Annotated in this window: 18 protein-coding genes; 12 read left to right on the top strand and 6 right to left on the bottom strand. The window is 69.1% G+C overall.

The window, feature by feature from the left end; translation table 11 throughout:
- Positions 1–91: 91 nt before the first annotated feature.
- Positions 92–292 (top strand): glycine zipper 2TM domain-containing protein, encoded by a 201-nt coding sequence (locus LT965_RS07820; RefSeq protein WP_232703461.1) that lies wholly within the window; start codon positions 92–94, stop codon positions 290–292.
- 122 nt (positions 293–414) lie between these two features.
- Here the strand turns inward: LT965_RS07820 and rnz are convergent, their stop codons facing one another.
- A complete protein-coding gene (gene rnz, locus LT965_RS07815; RefSeq protein ID WP_232703460.1) occupies positions 415–1,344 on the bottom strand; it encodes a ribonuclease Z in 930 nt (309 codons plus the stop codon).
- A gap of 227 nt (positions 1,345–1,571) precedes the next feature.
- Here rnz and LT965_RS07810 point away from each other — a divergent pair, with 227 nt between their 5' ends.
- From LT965_RS07810 to LT965_RS07800, 3 genes are all read left to right on the top strand, one after another.
- Positions 1,572–3,131, top strand: a complete 1,560-nt coding sequence (locus LT965_RS07810; RefSeq protein WP_232703459.1) for a DUF7282 domain-containing protein — start codon at positions 1,572–1,574, stop codon at positions 3,129–3,131.
- A gap of 83 nt (positions 3,132–3,214) precedes the next feature.
- Entirely contained in the window at positions 3,215–4,219 is a 1,005-nt protein-coding gene (locus LT965_RS07805) for an AAA family ATPase (RefSeq protein ID WP_232703458.1), read from the top strand.
- A 30-nt stretch (positions 4,220–4,249) separates the two neighbouring features.
- Positions 4,250–4,615: a hypothetical protein gene (locus LT965_RS07800; RefSeq protein WP_232703457.1), complete on the top strand. Its 366-nt coding sequence runs from the start codon at positions 4,250–4,252 to the stop codon at positions 4,613–4,615.
- Here LT965_RS07800 and LT965_RS07795 read toward each other — a convergent pair.
- Together LT965_RS07795 and LT965_RS07790 are read right to left on the bottom strand one after the other, a co-directional pair.
- Positions 4,588–5,199, bottom strand: coding sequence for a hypothetical protein (locus LT965_RS07795; protein WP_232703456.1), 612 nt, complete (start codon positions 5,197–5,199; stop codon positions 4,588–4,590). The genes LT965_RS07800 and LT965_RS07795 overlap by 28 nt on opposite strands.
- A 327-nt stretch (positions 5,200–5,526) precedes the next feature.
- Positions 5,527–6,489 carry a TIGR01177 family methyltransferase gene (locus LT965_RS07790; RefSeq protein ID WP_232703455.1) on the bottom strand — a complete coding sequence of 321 codons (963 nt, stop codon included), beginning with the start codon at positions 6,487–6,489 and terminating at the stop codon, positions 5,527–5,529.
- A 117-nt stretch (positions 6,490–6,606) separates the two neighbouring features.
- Here LT965_RS07790 and LT965_RS07785 point away from each other — a divergent pair, with 117 nt between their 5' ends.
- From LT965_RS07785 to LT965_RS07775, 3 genes are read left to right on the top strand one after another with little or no spacing between them, the layout of a single operon-like run.
- A complete protein-coding gene (locus LT965_RS07785; protein ID WP_232703454.1) occupies positions 6,607–7,167 on the top strand; it encodes a TATA-box-binding protein in 561 nt (186 codons plus the stop codon).
- 3 nt (positions 7,168–7,170) lie between these two features.
- Positions 7,171–7,539 (top strand): DUF7473 family protein, encoded by a 369-nt coding sequence (locus tag LT965_RS07780; protein WP_232703453.1) that lies wholly within the window; start codon positions 7,171–7,173, stop codon positions 7,537–7,539.
- Positions 7,540–7,599: 60 nt separating this feature from the next.
- Positions 7,600–7,956, top strand: a complete 357-nt coding sequence (locus tag LT965_RS07775) for a hypothetical protein (RefSeq protein WP_232703452.1) — start codon at positions 7,600–7,602, stop codon at positions 7,954–7,956.
- On the opposite strand, the gene hisG is transcribed toward LT965_RS07775, so the two are convergent.
- Positions 7,957–8,805, bottom strand: a complete 849-nt coding sequence (gene hisG, locus LT965_RS07770) for an ATP phosphoribosyltransferase (RefSeq protein ID WP_232703451.1) — start codon at positions 8,803–8,805, stop codon at positions 7,957–7,959.
- A 454-nt stretch (positions 8,806–9,259) separates the two neighbouring features.
- Between hisG and LT965_RS07765 the strand changes: the two genes are divergently transcribed.
- From LT965_RS07765 to hjc, 4 genes are all read left to right on the top strand, one after another.
- On the top strand, positions 9,260–10,549 hold the full coding sequence (locus LT965_RS07765; protein ID WP_232703450.1) for an amidohydrolase: 1,290 nt from the start codon (positions 9,260–9,262) through the stop codon (positions 10,547–10,549).
- A 135-nt stretch (positions 10,550–10,684) separates the two neighbouring features.
- Positions 10,685–11,389 carry a hypothetical protein gene (locus tag LT965_RS07760; RefSeq protein ID WP_232703449.1) on the top strand — a complete coding sequence of 235 codons (705 nt, stop codon included), beginning with the start codon at positions 10,685–10,687 and terminating at the stop codon, positions 11,387–11,389.
- A 152-nt stretch (positions 11,390–11,541) separates the two neighbouring features.
- The gene (locus LT965_RS07755; protein ID WP_232703448.1) at positions 11,542–12,825 is read left to right on the top strand and encodes an adenosylhomocysteinase; all 1,284 of its coding nucleotides are present in this window, start codon (positions 11,542–11,544) and stop codon (positions 12,823–12,825) included.
- A gap of 155 nt (positions 12,826–12,980) precedes the next feature.
- Entirely contained in the window at positions 12,981–13,406 is a 426-nt protein-coding gene (hjc, locus tag LT965_RS07750; protein WP_232703447.1) for a Holliday junction resolvase Hjc, read from the top strand.
- Here the strand turns inward: hjc and LT965_RS07745 are convergent.
- Positions 13,366–14,013 (bottom strand): SWIM zinc finger family protein, encoded by a 648-nt coding sequence (locus LT965_RS07745; protein WP_232703446.1) that lies wholly within the window; start codon positions 14,011–14,013, stop codon positions 13,366–13,368. The two genes, hjc and LT965_RS07745, sit on opposite strands and share 41 nt — an antisense overlap.
- 169 nt (positions 14,014–14,182) lie before the next feature.
- Between LT965_RS07745 and LT965_RS07740 the strand changes: the two genes are divergently transcribed.
- Complete coding sequence (locus LT965_RS07740; protein WP_232703445.1) at positions 14,183–14,383, top strand: DUF7472 family protein; 201 nt, start codon at positions 14,183–14,185, stop codon at positions 14,381–14,383.
- A gap of 38 nt (positions 14,384–14,421) precedes the next feature.
- Here LT965_RS07740 and priL read toward each other — a convergent pair whose 3' ends face one another.
- Positions 14,422–15,501, bottom strand: coding sequence for a DNA primase regulatory subunit PriL (gene priL / locus LT965_RS07735; RefSeq protein ID WP_232703444.1), 1,080 nt, complete (start codon positions 15,499–15,501; stop codon positions 14,422–14,424).
- Positions 15,502–15,558 lie beyond the last annotated feature (57 nt).

Below are 15,558 nucleotides of genomic sequence, written 5' to 3'. Positions count from 1 at the left end.
GCGACGAGGTGACGGTGCTGACCGCACTCGCGACGAACGCTCCCATCGCTCGGCGAGTAAGTTTATCCGCCTCGTGCTCCAATACAACCGTATGAGAGGTCAACTCAAAGTCGCGATGAGTCGAGCGAAGTACGCTGCCATGGGTGCGGCCGTCGGGGCTGCGGTCGGCGGCGCGATCAGCCGGAACGCCGCGAGCACCGGCGGCGGCGTCGGCGCGCTCGTCGGCGCGATCGTCGGCGAGAAGCGCGCGAGTGCGGTGGAACTCGCCGACAAGATCAAGGAACGGACGTAGTACTCGGGCCGAGCGCCGCCGTCAGTCGGCGTCCGCAGGAGCGAAGCGACTGTGGGCTCGAATAACGGAGTTATTCGGCGTCCGCGAGAACGAAGTGATCGCGGGGTCGAGTGACCGCCAGGTCACTCGGCGTCGGGGAACGGCACGTCGTACTCCAGGCCGTCGTGAGCGACGAACACCTCGCCGTCGAAGGCCTTCTCCGCGTCCTCCCTGATCTCCCGAGCGTCGCCCGCGTACCGCGAGGAGATGTGCGTGAGCGCGAGCGCCGCGACTCCGGCGCGAGTGGCGACGTCAGCTGCCTCGCCGGCGGTCGAGTGGCCGGTCTGGGCGGCGCGGTCGGCGGCGTCGTCGGCGAACGTCGCGTCGTGGATCAGGAGGTCGGCGCCCTCGGCGGCGGCGACCACTGCGTCGTGGGGCCGCGTGTCACCCGTGTAGACAAGCGTGCGACCGGGCCGCGGGTCGCCGACGACCTGCTCCGGGCGGACGACCGTCCCGTCGTCCAGTTCGACCGCTTCGCCGTCGTGGAGTCGGGAGAATTTCGGGCCGACGGGGACGCCGAGTTCCTCCGCGCGCTCCCGGTCGAAGCGGCCCTTCCGGTCGTCCTCGACGAGCGCGTAGCCGACGGATGTGGTGCGGTGGTCGGTCTGGAACGCGCGGACCTCGAACTCCTCGCGGTCGAGAGCGACCTCCCCCGGGTCGACCTCCTCGACGCGGACCGGGTAGCCGACGTCCCCGCCGATGGCGAACACTAACTGTCGGACCGAGCGGCCGATACCCCGGGGGACGTGGATCGTCAGCGTGTCCTCGCGGTCGTTGAAGTCCCACGTCTGGACGAGTCCCGGGAGTCCGAGGACGTGGTCGCCGTGGGCGTGCGTGACGAACACGTCGGAGACGTCGAAGCCCGTGCCGTAGCGCATCATCTGGCGCTGCGTCGCCTCGCCAGCGTCGAAGAGGAACGCCTCGCCCTCGCGCCGGACGAACACCGAGCTCGGGTTGCGTGCCGTCGTCGGGATGGCGCCGCTCGTCCCGAGGAACGTCACCTGGAGCGTCATGCTACGAGTTGGTCGGGCCGAGCGCAAAACGACACCGATAGCCGGGCGACCGGTCGGCCGCCGAGGAGAGAGAAGTTGCCTGTACGACACGATTGTGACGGAGTACGGTCGGGTTGTCGAGCAGTACCGTCGGCCTGTTCCGGCAGTAGCAGCCCTGTATAGTCCGAAAAGCGGCTTAACTATGATTTCGGTTTATTGGCCGACCGTACGTATCACCCCGATTGCAGATGCCCACAGCTGGACACATCCGAACGCTCGGCGTCGTCGCTGTCGCCGCCATGGTCGCACTCTCTGGCGGCGTGGCGGCGGCCGCGTTCGTGGCGCCGACGACGACACAGAGCACCGCACCACAGACAGACGCCTCGAACGCGCTACAGCAGGCCGACGCCAGCGTGACGTTCGACGACCAGACCGCGACGGGGAACACAGTCACTATCCAGAACGTCACGCTCCCCGAGGGCGGCTACGTCGCCGTCCACGCCACTACCGGCGGAGCGAACGACACCGTCGGGGACGTAATCGGCGTCTCCGACTACCTCGAAGCGGGTAGCTACGAGGACGTCACCGTCACGCTGTACGAGGACGTGCCCGGCGCCGACTTCGAGAACACCGCCGTGAACGGCACGGAGACGCTGGTGGCGATGGCCCACCAGGAGACCAGCGACACCGACCAGGGCGGCCAGCCGACGACCACGCCGGACGACAACGAGACGACCACGGCGACGGACACGACCACCACAACGACGGACACGACTACGGCAGACACGACCACGACGGAGACGACTACGACGGAGACGACCACAGAGACGCCGAACGGCGGCACGAACGACACCACGGACGACAACACAACCGACGGGAACGCCACCGCGATGTTCGGCGCTGCCCAGCAGCAACAGCAGGAGTCGCCGACCTTCGACTTCGTCACGAGTGACGGCCAGGAGGACGGTCCGTACCTCGTCGACGGCGAACCCGTCACCGACTCCGCCGAGGTGACCTTCGCGGGCGAGACGACGCCCGGTGAGGACGACGGCGCGACCGACGACACCGAGGCGGCGACCGGCGGCCTGGTCGTCGAGGACCTCGACGCACCCGGGTACGCGGTGCCGGGCAGCAACGTCACGGTCGACGCGACGGTGACCAACGAGGGTGGCGAGAACCGCGAGGAGGACGTCGCCTTCCGCCTCGAAGACGGGGACGTCGACGTCGTGGTGCACCAGACGGTCGCGGTCGGAGCCGGCGAGACCACGACCGTGACGTTCGAGGTGGACACCACGGGCGTCCCGAACGCGACGTACATCCACGGCGTCACCACGGAGAACTCCAGTGAGTTCGACGTGATCGACGTCACGAACGAGTCCGCGGTCGACGTCGAGGACCAGAACGTGACCGGCGGGACGTTCACCGTCGACTCCGTGTTCGTCCCCGAGGGCGGCTACGTCGCCCTCCACGACGACAGCGTCCTCGACGCGAACGCGTCGGCCGGGCCGGAGACCGTCGTCGGCGTCTCCGACTACCTCGAAGCCGGCTACCACGAGGACGTCAACGTCACGCTGTACGGAGACGTGCCCGGCGCCGACTTCGGAAACGTGACGCTGAGCGACACGGAGACGGTCGTCGCGGTGCCGCACGTCGAGACGAACCAGACCGACGCCGGCAACGCGACCAGCACCTTCGACTTCGTCACGTCCGGCGGGGTGGAAGACGGCCCCGACCTCGTCGACGGTGAACTGGTCGTCGACGCTGCCACCGTGACCCCCGACGAGACGGAGACCAACACGACTGCCTGACGGGCGACCCCCGTCACGGCTTCGGGCAGTTCCGCCTCCGCCAACCGACCGATTCTTGACCGCCGGGCGGCTACCCCGCAGTGATGGACGCTCCGCTGTGGATAGACACGCACGCGCCGTCGCTGGCGGACATCCCGCAGGCCGACGTGCGCGACCGCCTCCAGGAGGCCGTCGACGAACCCGTGAACCTCGTGGTGTACGGCCCCGAGGGCACGGGGAAGACGGCCGCGGTGCGCGCGCTCGCCGAGCAGGCGCACGCGGACCCCGACAACGACCTCGTGGAGCTGAACGTCGCGGACTTCTTCGGCATGACGAAGAAGGAGATCAGCGAGGACCCCCGGTTCGCGTCGTTCATCTCCTCGAAGCGCCGCCGGAACTCCTCGAAGGCCGACCTCATCAACCACGTGCTCAAGGAGACGGCGAGCTACGCGCCGGTCTCCGGGGAGTACAACACCATCCTACTGGACAACGCCGAAGCTATCCGCGAGGACTTCCAGCAGGCGCTGCGCCGCGTGATGGAGCGCCACCACGAGGCGACGCAGTTCGTCATCGGGACCCGGCAGCCCTCGAAGCTCATCCCGCCGATCCACTCGCGGTGTTTCCCGGTGTCGATGCGGGCCCCCACGCCCGAAGAGATCGTCGCCGTACTCCGCGACATCGTCGAGGCGGAGGGCGTCGACTACGACGAGGACGGCCTGGAGTTCGTCGCGGGCTACGCCGACGGCAACCTCCGGAAGGCCGTGCTGGGCGCCCAGACGACCGCCGAGCAGGAGGGCGAGGTGACGATGAACGCCGCCTACGAGACGCTCCAGGAGGTCGGCTCCGACGACGCCGTCGAGTCGATGCTCGACGACGCCGAGGCCGGCGAGTTCACGGACGCCCGGAAGACCCTCGACGACCTGCTCGTCGACGAGGGGATGGACGGCGAGGAGGTCCTGCGGGACCTGCTCCGCGTCGGACGCTCGCGGTACTCCGGCGACGAACTCGCGGCGCTCCACGTGCTCGCCGGCGACGTGGAGTTCGACCTCACGCAGGGGAACAGCGACCGCATCCAGCTCGGCCGCCTGCTCGCGGAACTCGGGCGGTAGCTTTTCTACGTGGGGCGCCGGATACCGCCTGTGTCCCTTCCCGACACCCTGGAACGAGTCGGCGTCGTACTCGGGTCGATGCTGATGGTGGCGTTGCCCGCGACCGTGCTCCTGAGTGCGATCGCCGGCGCGAACACCCCGTGGTGGGGGCCGCTGTTGATTCTCGGTCCGGGGTTCGTCGTCGGCTGGGCGGTCGTCACCGACCAGGTCGGTCTGGAGTACTACTCGGTGTGGTTCGTCTGCTTCTTCGGCTACGTGCTCGCCGTCGTCGCGCTCGCGGTGCTCGACCTCCAGCCCATCGCCGAGAACCAGACCACCGCGCTCGCCGTGAGCGCCGCGGCGTTCGTCGTCGCCGCCGTGGCCAACTACTACCGGACGGAGGTCCGTCGCGCGTAGACGAGCGCCGGCAGGCCGAGCGGGAGTGCGAGGACGCCGAACGCGCCGGCGACCAGGCGCCCGCGGTCGCTGCGCTGGCGAGCGAGCAGGAACGCGCCGACGCCGAGCCCCGCGACGAGGTACGCCAGGTTGCTCCACGCCGGTACGTACGACGAGCAGTAGCCCCAGCAGGCGAACGTGTAGGAGGGCGCGTTCCACGACGCGGGGTGGAGCTTCGGCCAGAAGAACCGGCAGTACGTCGTGAGCACGACCATCAGCGCCGCCGGGAGGCCGACGAGCCACGCGCTCGCACCGAGACCAATCCGCGGTGCGATCCGCCGATAGACCGCGAGCAACGCGAGCGGGAGCGCGAACACCCACGTCCAGACGGCGAGCGTGTACGTCACGGGCCAGTGCTCGATGCGTGGCTGTGTCACCGGGAGGCGCAGCGACGCCGGGAGCGTCGCCCACGGGAACGAGGGGTCCGGGACGGGGTTGGTGAGGAACGCGAGCAGGCCAAGTAGCGTGCTGACGACGAGCGCGTAGACGCCCCAGTCGGCGGCGCGCGCGAGTCGCGGGGAGAGCGCGGACGTCTCCTGTGCCATGTTCGAGCGTACACACGCATCGTTCAATGCGGTTTTCACTTCGAAAGTGAAGCTTGCTGGAGTGTAGCCGAACGGATCTGTAGTTCTCGGAATCTCGATTTTGGATTACGAAGCCGTCCGACAGACGCTGTCACGTGGCCGGCGTGTGTCGGCGGTCGACCAACCGGTCGCCTGGTGGACTGAAAGGGCGAGGCACGCTCGCGCTTGTCTGGTCGCCTCGGCAGCCACTATCGCGAGCGCAGCGAGCGATATGCTGGCGAGCGATCGCGAGCGTGCCGAGGGCTTTCAAGCGATCACGTCGGCAGCGAGTCTTCAGCAGGCGGACCCTCACTCCAGCACGAGCACGTACCGCACTAGCGAGCGGTGGACGCGGCGCTCGAACCGGGATTCGACGGTCCACCCCGCGTCCGCCGCTTCGTCGCGCCAGTCGCGGTCCGCGACGAGGACACAGCGGTCGCTCACGCGGCGGACCTCCGCGAGCGCGCCGCCGACGAGGTCCGCGAGGTCGTGAGTCTCGATCTTGGACTGCCGGCCGTACGGCGCGTCGAACACTGCTGCGTCGACGCTGTCGTCCCGGAGCGGGAGGCTGGTAGCGTCGGCGCGCGCCACGTCGTAGTCGTCGAGGAAGTGCGCGAGATTCTGGCGGGCGCCCCGGACCATCTTCGACTGGGCGTCCGTCCCCAGGGGGCGTGCGCCGAGCAGTCCGGCCTCGACGAGCACGCCACCGGTCCCGCACATCGGGTCGAGGACGCGGTCGCCGGCTTCGACGCGGGCGAGGTTGCAGACGGCGCGGGCGAGCAGCGGGTCCATGCTCCCCGGCTGGAAGAACGGGCGGTCGGTGGGCTTGCGGTCGCCGTAGTCGCGGACGGACTCGGCGGCGAGCCAGGCGAGGTAGGCGGAATCCTCCGCAAATAGCGCGCGCAGTTCGTGGTCGGGGTCCTCGAGGTCGACGGCGAAGCCGCGGTCGACGAGCACGCCGCCGAGTTCGCGTTCGGCGCGCTGGGTGTCGACGCCCGCGGTGCCGCGGACGTCCCGGGCGCGGACGGCGACCGACCCCTCGCAGTCGACATCGGCGGTCCGGAGGGCGTCCGCCGCGGTGTCGACGCTGGCGTCGGTGTCGGCCACGTGGTCGCCGGCGCGGTGGGCGTACGCGAGGCCGCGGAAGCGCTCGCGGTCCACGTCGCTGGCGACGGCGAGACCGGGCGCGACGACGCGGACCTCGGTGGCGGCGGCCGCGGCTTCGGCGGCGGCGAACTGATCGTCGTCACCGCCGAGTTCGAGGACGTACACGCCCCCAGGTCCGCGCCCGCGGCCAATCAGGCTACCGATGACCGCCGGAGTACTTGAGCGGAAGTCACCGGGACTACCAACCTTTATAAGCCTTAAATACGTGATTTAAGGCGAACGATGACCGACCCCAAGGAAACCATCAACATTGAAAACGTGGTCGCCTCGACGGGAATCGGCCAGGAACTCGACCTCCAGAGCGTCGCGATGGACCTCGAGGGCGCCGACTACGACCCCGAGCAGTTCCCCGGCCTCGTCTACCGAACCCAGGAACCGAAGAGCGCCGCGCTCATCTTCCGCTCCGGGAAGATCGTCTGCACCGGCGCGAAGTCGACCGACGACGTCCACGAGAGCCTCCGCATCGTCTTCGACAAGCTCCGCGAACTCTCCATCCAGGTCGAGGACGAACCCGAGATCGTCGTCCAGAACATCGTCACGTCCGCCGACCTCGGCCGCCAGCTCAACCTGAACGCCATCGCCATCGGCCTCGGCCTCGAGAACATCGAGTACGAGCCCGAGCAGTTCCCCGGCCTCGTCTACCGCCTCGACGAACCCGAGGTCGTCGCGCTGCTGTTCGGCTCCGGGAAGCTCGTCATCACCGGCGGGAAGAAGCCCGAGGACGCCGAACACGCCGTCGACAAGATCGTCTCCCGGCTCGAAGAGCTCGGCCTCCTCGAGTAGGCCGTGGTCCCGCTCGCGGTCCAGCCCAGCCCGGGGACGCTCGCCCAGTACGTCGGCACGTTCCTCGCCGGCTGGCTCCTGTTCAGCTTCACCGCCCACGCGGCGGCGACCTACGTGCTCGGCGAGGTGCCCTGGAAGCGCGCGTTCCTCGTCGGCCTCGCGCCCGCCATCGTCACCATCGCGCTCGTCCGCTACAGCCCACTGGTCATCGTCGCAGTCGGCCTCACCGCCGACCTCGTCGCCGTCCACGCCGTCTACCGGGTGAAGTACCGGACGGCGCTGCTCGTCGTCGTGATGCACTACGTGGTGTCGCTCGCGCTCGTGCTGCTCGCCGCGAACCTGCTCGCGCTGCTCGGCACCGCGCCCGGGTAGATTCGCACGCAGGGAGAACGCCCGCCCGAACTTTTTGTCGGATGCTGTGTACCGGCGCGTATGAACGACTACGACCGCCAGGCGCTCCGCGGAAGCGCACTCGCCCTGCTGGCGGCCCTCCTCGCCTACGTCGCCTCGTTCGTCTCCCGGTCTAGCGCCGACGTCGCCGCCGTCTTCGGGATCTTCGCCGTACTCGCCCTCTCCGCGTACTACTTCCTCGACCGACCGGAACTGCTCGCGGGCGTGTGGATCGCACCGACCGTCGCCGCCGTCCTCACGCTCGCGAGCGGGTCACCACACGACCAGCAGCTCACTTCGCTCGCGCTCGCCGCGCTCAGCGTCGTCGGCTTCGTCGCGTACCCGCTGGTCGGCTACGCCGTGAGAGTCGGCGAGAACGTCGGCGACGGCCTCCGGTAGCTACTCCACGAGCCGCTCAATCTCGGTGACCAGGATGCCCGACGCGCCCTCGCCCTTGAGGGCGTTGACCGCCTCGAAGACGTCCCGCTCCTCGACGACGGCGTGCACCGCGACCGTCCCCGGTTCGTCGACGTCGAGCACGGTGGGGCCGCCGAGCCCCGGGATGACGTCCTCGACGGCCTCGAGGTTCTCCTCGGGCGCGTTCAGCATCAGGTAGCGCTTCCCCTCCGCGTCGAGCACGGACCGGAGCGCCGTCACGACCTGCTCGACCTTCGAGTCGTCGACGACGTCCTCGCGGCCGAACAGCCGCACCGAACTCTGGAGCACCTCGTCGACGATGGCGAGCCGGTTCACCCGCAGCGTCGTCCCCGTCGACGTGATGTCCACGATCGCGTCGGCCATCTCGACGTGGGGCGTCAGTTCGGTCGCCCCCGTGACCTCCACGATGTCCGGGTCCACGCCCTCCCCCTCGAAGTAGTCCCGGGTGACCCGCGGGAACTCCGTCGCGACGGTCTTCCCGTCCAGGTCCGCGGGTTCGGTGATGTCACCGTCCTCGGGCGCCGCCAGCACCAGCCGGCACTTCCCGTAGTCGAGGTCGAGCAGGTCCGCGACGTTGCTCACCCCGGACTCCCGCACCTGATCGAGGCCCGTGATGCCGAGGTCCGCCGCGCCGTCCGCGACGTACTCCGGGATGTCGGCCGCTCGCGCGTACAGCACGGTGATGTCGGGGTCGACCGTGTCGGCGTACAGCTGTCGGTCCGCGCCGTTCTCGACGCCGATACCGGCTCTGTCGAGGAGGTCGAGCGTCGGGTCGTGGAGACGGCCCTTGTTGGGCACGGCTATTCGCATGTGAGCGGTGTAGGCGTGGCACCCGGAACTAGGTTTTCCTTGTGGCAGGACGTGGTCTGGTGGCGGATTCGTGGGAAATGGCAGTCCGGCCGACTACCACACCCGAAAGCCCCGGCGCACTCGGGGGACTCGCTGCGCGCTTCCTTCACTCGCTACGCTCGTTCAGTCCAGTGCTTGCGTCGTCCGCCTTCACCGAGTGCGCCGCCCCTTTCAGTCCGCCCATCGCCGGTTGGTCAGCCGGCAGTGGGTGGGAATGGAAGGGGCCGCGGTCTCGGGGAAGACAGACGGCGCAAGCACCGCAACGACCGAAGGGAGTGAGGAGCGCAGTGAGTCTCTCGACCCGAGACCGCGGGGGCTTCTGAGGCGGGGTAGTCAGCCGAAGCGAAATCCCCGAACACTAATCACGAACGCGGAACCCGACAGATTCACACCGCGAACCGCCGAAGCCGAACCCATGACCACACTGCGAGTCGCGGGCGGACGGGTCCTCCGACCGGACATGACCGTCGTGGAAGGCGACGTGCTCGTCGACCAGGAGGCGGGCGAGATTCTCGACGTGGGCGACGTGTCCGAGGGCGACGAGCGACTGGACGCCGACGGCTGCCTGGTGATGCCGGGGCTGGTGAACGCCCACTGCCACGCGGCGATGACGCTGCTGCGGGGGTACGCCGACGACAAACCCCTCGAGGCGTGGCTGCAGGAGGACGTCTGGCCGGCGGAGGCGGAGCTGGGCGCCGAGGACGTGCGGGCGGGGACGGACCTCGCGCTCGTGGAGATGATCAAGTCCGGGACGACGGCGTTCGCGGACATGTACTTCCACGTGCCGGAGGTCGCGGCGGCCGTCGAGAGAGCCGGCGTGCGGGCGCGACTGGGCCACGGCGTCGTCACCATCGGGAAGGACGAGGACGACGCAGTCGCGGACAACGAGGAGAGCATCGAGGTCGCACTGGAGTTCGACGGCGCGGCGGGCGGACGCATCCGCACGGCGTACATGCCCCACAGCCTCACGACCGTCGGCGAGGCGTACCTCCGGGAGTTCGTCGGGCAGGCCCGCGAGGCGGGCGTGCCAGTGCACTTCCACGCGAACGAGACGACCGCGGAGGTCGACCCCATCGTCGACGAGCGCGGCGTTCGTCCCCTCAAGTACGCCGACAGCGTGGGGCTGCTCGAACCCGGGGACTTCCTCGCGCACGGCGTCCACACCGACGACAGCGAGGTCGAGTTGCTCGCGGAGCGCTCGGCGAGCGTCGTCCACTGCCCGGCGTCGAACATGAAACTCGCCTCGGGGATGGCGCCCGTCCAGGCGATGCGCGAGGCAGGCGTGAACGTCGCGCTCGGCACCGACGGCGCGGCGTCGAACAACGACCTCGACCTCTTCGACGAACTCCGTGACGCCGCGATGCTCGGTAAACTCGCCGCGGACGACGCCGCCGCGGTGCCCGCGGAGGCGGCCGTCGAGATGGCCACTGCCGGCGGTTCGCGGGCGCTCGGCTTCGACGCCGGCCGCATCGAGGTGGGCGCGAACGCGGACCTCGCGGTCGTCGACTTCTCCGCGCCCCACCTCACGCCCGTCCACGACTACGTCTCCCACCTCGCGTACGCCGCGGGCGGGAGCGACGTCCGCCACACCGTCTGCGACGGCGACGTCCTGATGCGGGACCGGGCGGTGCTGACCCTCGACGAGGACGCGGTCCGGGAGCGCGCGGCGTCCCGTGCGGCCGCCGTCGCCGAACGAGCGGCGTAACAGAACACCTCGGAGAGCCCGACCCCGGCGAGTCGCAGAACGCACGAAACCGCCCGAAGACGACGGCAAGCGGCGCCGAGAACCCGAATCGGCCAGTAGCCTTATGCCACCGTTGCTGGTAACTATCTAGTCGCAATGCGGAACACAGGGCACACATTACTGGTCGTAACGCTGGTCGTCGCGGTCGTCGCCGTCGTTCCGGGTGGAGCGATGGCGGCCGACGACCTCGCGGTCGGCGGCGACCAGGCGACGGACGGTACCGTCACGGTGACGGTGAGCGAGAACGGGTCCGCGGTGGCGAACGCGTCAGTCACCGTCGAAGCACTGAACAACTCGACGTACGCCGGCAGCGGCGACTACGTCACCGACGAGAACGGCACCGTCGGGCTGGCGGCACCCGACCAGAACGTCTCCGTCTCCGTGACGGCGTCCGTGGACAACGCGACGGGGTCGACCACGCTCGACCTCGTCGCGCCGACCGAGGAGACGAACGAGACCGAGGAGAACGACTCCGAGGAACTCGACACGTTCGGCGCTCGGGTCTCCGCGTTCGTCGCCTCCCTCCAGGAGGAGGGCAACATGAGCGGGCAGACGGTGTCGGCGTTCGTCGTCGACAACAACCCCGGCGCGGACAACCGCCCGGACCACGTCGACCCCGGGCCGAAGGACGACGGTGACGACTCCGACGAGTCCGACGCGGAAGCGAACGGCAACAACGGGAACGGTAACGGGAACGCCGGCGGCAACGGGAACAACGGCGGAAACAACGGTAACGGCGGCGGCAACGGCAATGCAGGCGGTAACGGCAACGGCGGCGGTAACGGCAACGGACCGCCGTAGCGGCACTCGCTTTCTGCGGGCGCGAACTCGGCAGTCGGGCTCGTATCGACAGCATCGAACTGGCCAGCAGCGGCACCGCCGTCGGCCGAGCGATGTCGGACGGCGCTGACGGCTTCGGTAGGGTTTTGGGTTCGGTCGCCGTCCGCGTTCGTATGACAACTGCGTCGCCGATCAGCGACCACCTCGACGACGTCGAGGCCGCCCGGGAGTCCGGGCGGAAGAAGATCGACTGGGCGTTCGAACACATGCCGATCCTCACCGCGCTCCGCGAGGAGTTCGTCGAGAACCAGCCGCTGGCCGGCGAGACCGTCGGGATGGCGCTCCACGTCGAGGCGAAGACCGCCGCGCTCGTCGAGACGATGGCGGACGCCGGAGCGGAGGTCGCCATCACGGGCTGCAACCCGCTGTCGACCCACGACGACGTCAGCGCCGCGCTCGACGCCAACGATGACATCACGAGCTACGCCGAGCACGGCGTCGACGACGAGGCGTACTACGAGGCCATCGACGCGGTCCTCGCTCACGACCCCTCCGTCACGGTCGACGACGGCGGCGACCTCGTTTTCCGCGTCCACGAGGAACACCCCGAACTCATCGACACCATCGTCGGCGGCACCGAGGAGACCACCACGGGCGTCCACCGCCTCCGCGCGATGGACGACGACGGCGCCCTCGAGTACCCGGTCTTCGCGGTCAACGACACGCCGATGAAACAGCTGTTCGACAACGTCCACGGCACGGGCGAGTCCTCCCTGGCCTCCATCGCCATGACGACGAACCTCGCGTGGGCGGGCAAGGACGTCGTCGTCGCGGGCTACGGTCAGTGCGGGAAGGGCGTCGCGAAGAAGGCCGCCGGCCAGAACGCCGACGTCATCGTCACCGAGATCGACCCGCGGCGCGCGCTCGAGGCTCACATGGAGGGCTACGACGTGATGTCGATGGACGAGGCCGCCGAAATCGGCGACGTCTTCATCACGACCACGGGGAACCGCGACGTCATCGTCGAGGAGCACTTCGAGCAGATGACCGACGGCGCCGTGCTCGCCAACGCCGGCCACTTCGACATCGAGATCGACCTCGAGGGACTCTCGGACCTCGCCGAGTCCGAACGAGAGGTCCGCGACGGCGTCCGCGAGTACCGCCTCGACGACGGTCGCCGCATCAACGTGCTGGCGGAGGGGCGCCTCGTCAACCTCGCCACCCCCGTCAGTCTCGGCCACCCGGTCGAAGTGATGGACCAGTCCTTCGGCGTGCAGGCGGTCTGCGTGCGCGAACTCGTCGAGAACGGCGACGATTACGCGGCCGGCGTCCACGAGGTCCCGGACGAACTCGACCGCGAACTCGCGGAGATCAAACTCGACGCGGAGGGCGTCGAACTCGACGAACTCACCGAGGTTCAGGCCGAGTACATGAGCGGCTGGCGGCACGGGACCTAGGGACCTTTTGCTGCGCTCGGTGAACCGCATCGCTCGGGTTCTTCGAACCGCTCGCTCGCGGATGCTTGCCGAAGAATGTCGCTGTCCCTCGGGCGCAAGCCTCCTATCCCCCCGCTGCATAGCCCGGTGTATGACTGCGAGCAGGGAGGGCGGCGATGTCTAATTCCAACGCGAAAGGCAACCGGCGAGAGCGCCAGCTCGTGAACGCGCTCGACGAGCGCGGGTTCGCCGTGATGCGGGCGCCGGCCAGCGGCAGCGCGACGGAGCGCGAACTCCCGGACGTGCTCGCCGGCGACGGCGACGTCTTCTACGCCATCGAGGCGAAGTCGAGCGCGGGCGACCCCATCTACCTCACGGGCGAGGAGGTCGAGGCGCTCGTCTACTTCGCGCGGAACTTCGGCGCCAAACCACGGATCGGCGTGCGCTTCGACCGGGAGGACTGGTACTTCTTCCACCCCGCGGACCTCCACACGACGGACGCCGGCAGCTACCGGGTGAAGAAGGAGAAGGCCCTCGAGGACGGGACGGATATCGAGGAGCTCACTGGGGGGCCGGAACGAACTGGTCTCGACGACTACTGAGTCGCTCGGTGGGGCGGCGCAGGCGGCCCCGCGGGAACGAGTAGCGTTTCAGGTCCCGCGGCGAGATGTCCTCCGGCGAGACGCCGCGATCCAGCGGGTAGAGCACGTCGACGACCCTGTCGTCGGGGTCGTACCCCTGGTTCGAGTAGTGGTCGGCGACAGACCAGCCGCGGTCGGCGATGCGGACCTCGCTCGCGCGGTCCCCACTCGACTCGACGACGAGGAGCAGACTCCCCGTCTCGCGGTCGATGACCGGGTCGCCCGGGGCCAGCGTGCAGTCCTCACAGTAGGCGGGGTCGGGCGTGCTCTCCTCGGTGAAGAACGTCTGGCCGCAGTCGGCACACGTCGCCTCCCGCTGGCCGGGCACGGGGACCCGCCTGGCGGTGACCTCCATCGCGACGCGTCGCAGGTGCTTGCACTGCGTGCGCCGGAACTGGTAGTCCGGACACGTACAGCGGCCGCCGTCGAGGTCCACCTGGTAGACGTTACCGGAGGGCGTCGCCACCTCGTAGATGCCACCGCCGACGGCACGCACGACCATCCGCTCCTCACGGGCGCGGCGGGCCCGCGCGTCGTTCTGCTGGTCGGTCGGTGTGGCGGATTCCATACCGTAATCGAGGGGCTCTACCACCCTAAACCCCTCAAAAGCGCAGTGTTCTTGGGTTCTCAGCCCCTCTAGTGATGGGAGGTCGACCCCGTTCTCCGCCGGGGGCTCGACGCCGACGGACGGCCGCCGCTTCGAAGCGCTTTTCCCGGGTCCGACGAAAGCGCTTCCCATGTCTGAGTCGCTGGACGCCCGTCTCGAGGCGGGTGTTGCCATCGTGTCCGTCCTCGTGTTCATCGGAATTCTCGTCGGCGGCGCTACGATGGCCGACGGGTCCGGTCAGACCGCCGCGTACACCGTCGTCGGCGCTATCGTCGCCTTCATCCTCCTCATGGCCGGCGTCGGCTACTGGCTCTCCACGAAACAGGAGTGAGTGACGTACTGCGGTCCGACCGTCCGGACTGACTGGTTCTACTCTGCCTCGGCGTCCTGTTCCTCGCGGTCGCGCCAGTCTTCGAGGTCCTCGTCGTCCTCGTCGTCCAGTTTCGCCTCGTAGTACGACAGCGGGTGGTTGATGGCGTCGCAGAGGTCGTCGGGGTTCGTGCAGTCCCCGTACGCCTTCATCGTCGCACACGACGGCGCCGTGTACTCCGTGGGGCTGGACTCTCCGCGGATGTGGTCGGTCTGGTAGCGCGTCATCTCCTCGCCGAAGCCCGGGTTGACGGAGTAGATCTCGACGATCTCGTCGGTCGTGAGGCCGACGTTCGCGAGGAACGCGGTGATGGCGAACCGGGAGTGGTGGGCGAGGTGTTCGCCGCGCTGCACCGCGTCGAGGAGGTGTTGCATGCACGGCGGGAACAGCTCCGGGACGACGGTGTCGATCTCCCGCGTGAGGTCCATGTCCGCGAGCACGTCCCGGACGGCGGTCGCCGGCGCCTCCATCGCCTCGGTGATCTCGTCGGGGACGTCCAGTGGGAGCCCCTCGGCCACCCGGTCGCGGACGGCCTGGCGGAGGAGCGTGTCGAGTTCCGGCTCGCGGACCGGGACCCGACCGCCGTCGAGCGCGCGGTTGACGAGGCGCCACTCGTCGCCCCGCAGCGACGACGCCAGCAGGAGGTACGTCGGGACGTCCACGTCGTAGCCGTCGTCAGTGGCGTAGACGTGGTCCGTGAGGTCGAACTCCCGGAGGAGTTCCGCGCGGGAGACGCTGGCCTCGTCGCCGACGCTCCGGAGTTCCGACTCGTCGGTCTCGTCGGTCGTGAACCGCTCGTGGGCCGCGCGCGCCTCCGCGTCGGCGTACTTCCGTACGAGTATGTGTTCGTCGACGACGGAGACGAGGACGCGAGCGACGGGGTACGAGAGCAGTTCGACGCGGTCCGAGCGCGCCCGCTCGCCGATCGCGCCGCTGGTGAGCGCGCCGACGACGCGCTCGCGGGCGCGCTCGACGACGGCGTCCTCCTCGGCGACGACACGGGCGAGGTCGACGCCCGCCTCCTGGACGGCGGTGCGTGCCTCCCCGAGGAACGGGTAGCGAGCGTGACGCGCGTTCATCGCTGACACCCTTGCGAGCGAGGCCCGATAAACGCCCCGCTCCCGACCGAAGGGCTA

The organism is Halobacterium wangiae (assembly GCF_021249345.1).
Classification (GTDB): domain Archaea; phylum Halobacteriota; class Halobacteria; order Halobacteriales; family Halobacteriaceae; genus Halobacterium; species Halobacterium wangiae.
The sequence above is the reverse complement of the archived record's forward strand: the minus strand, read 5'-3'. Positions and strand labels throughout refer to the sequence as shown.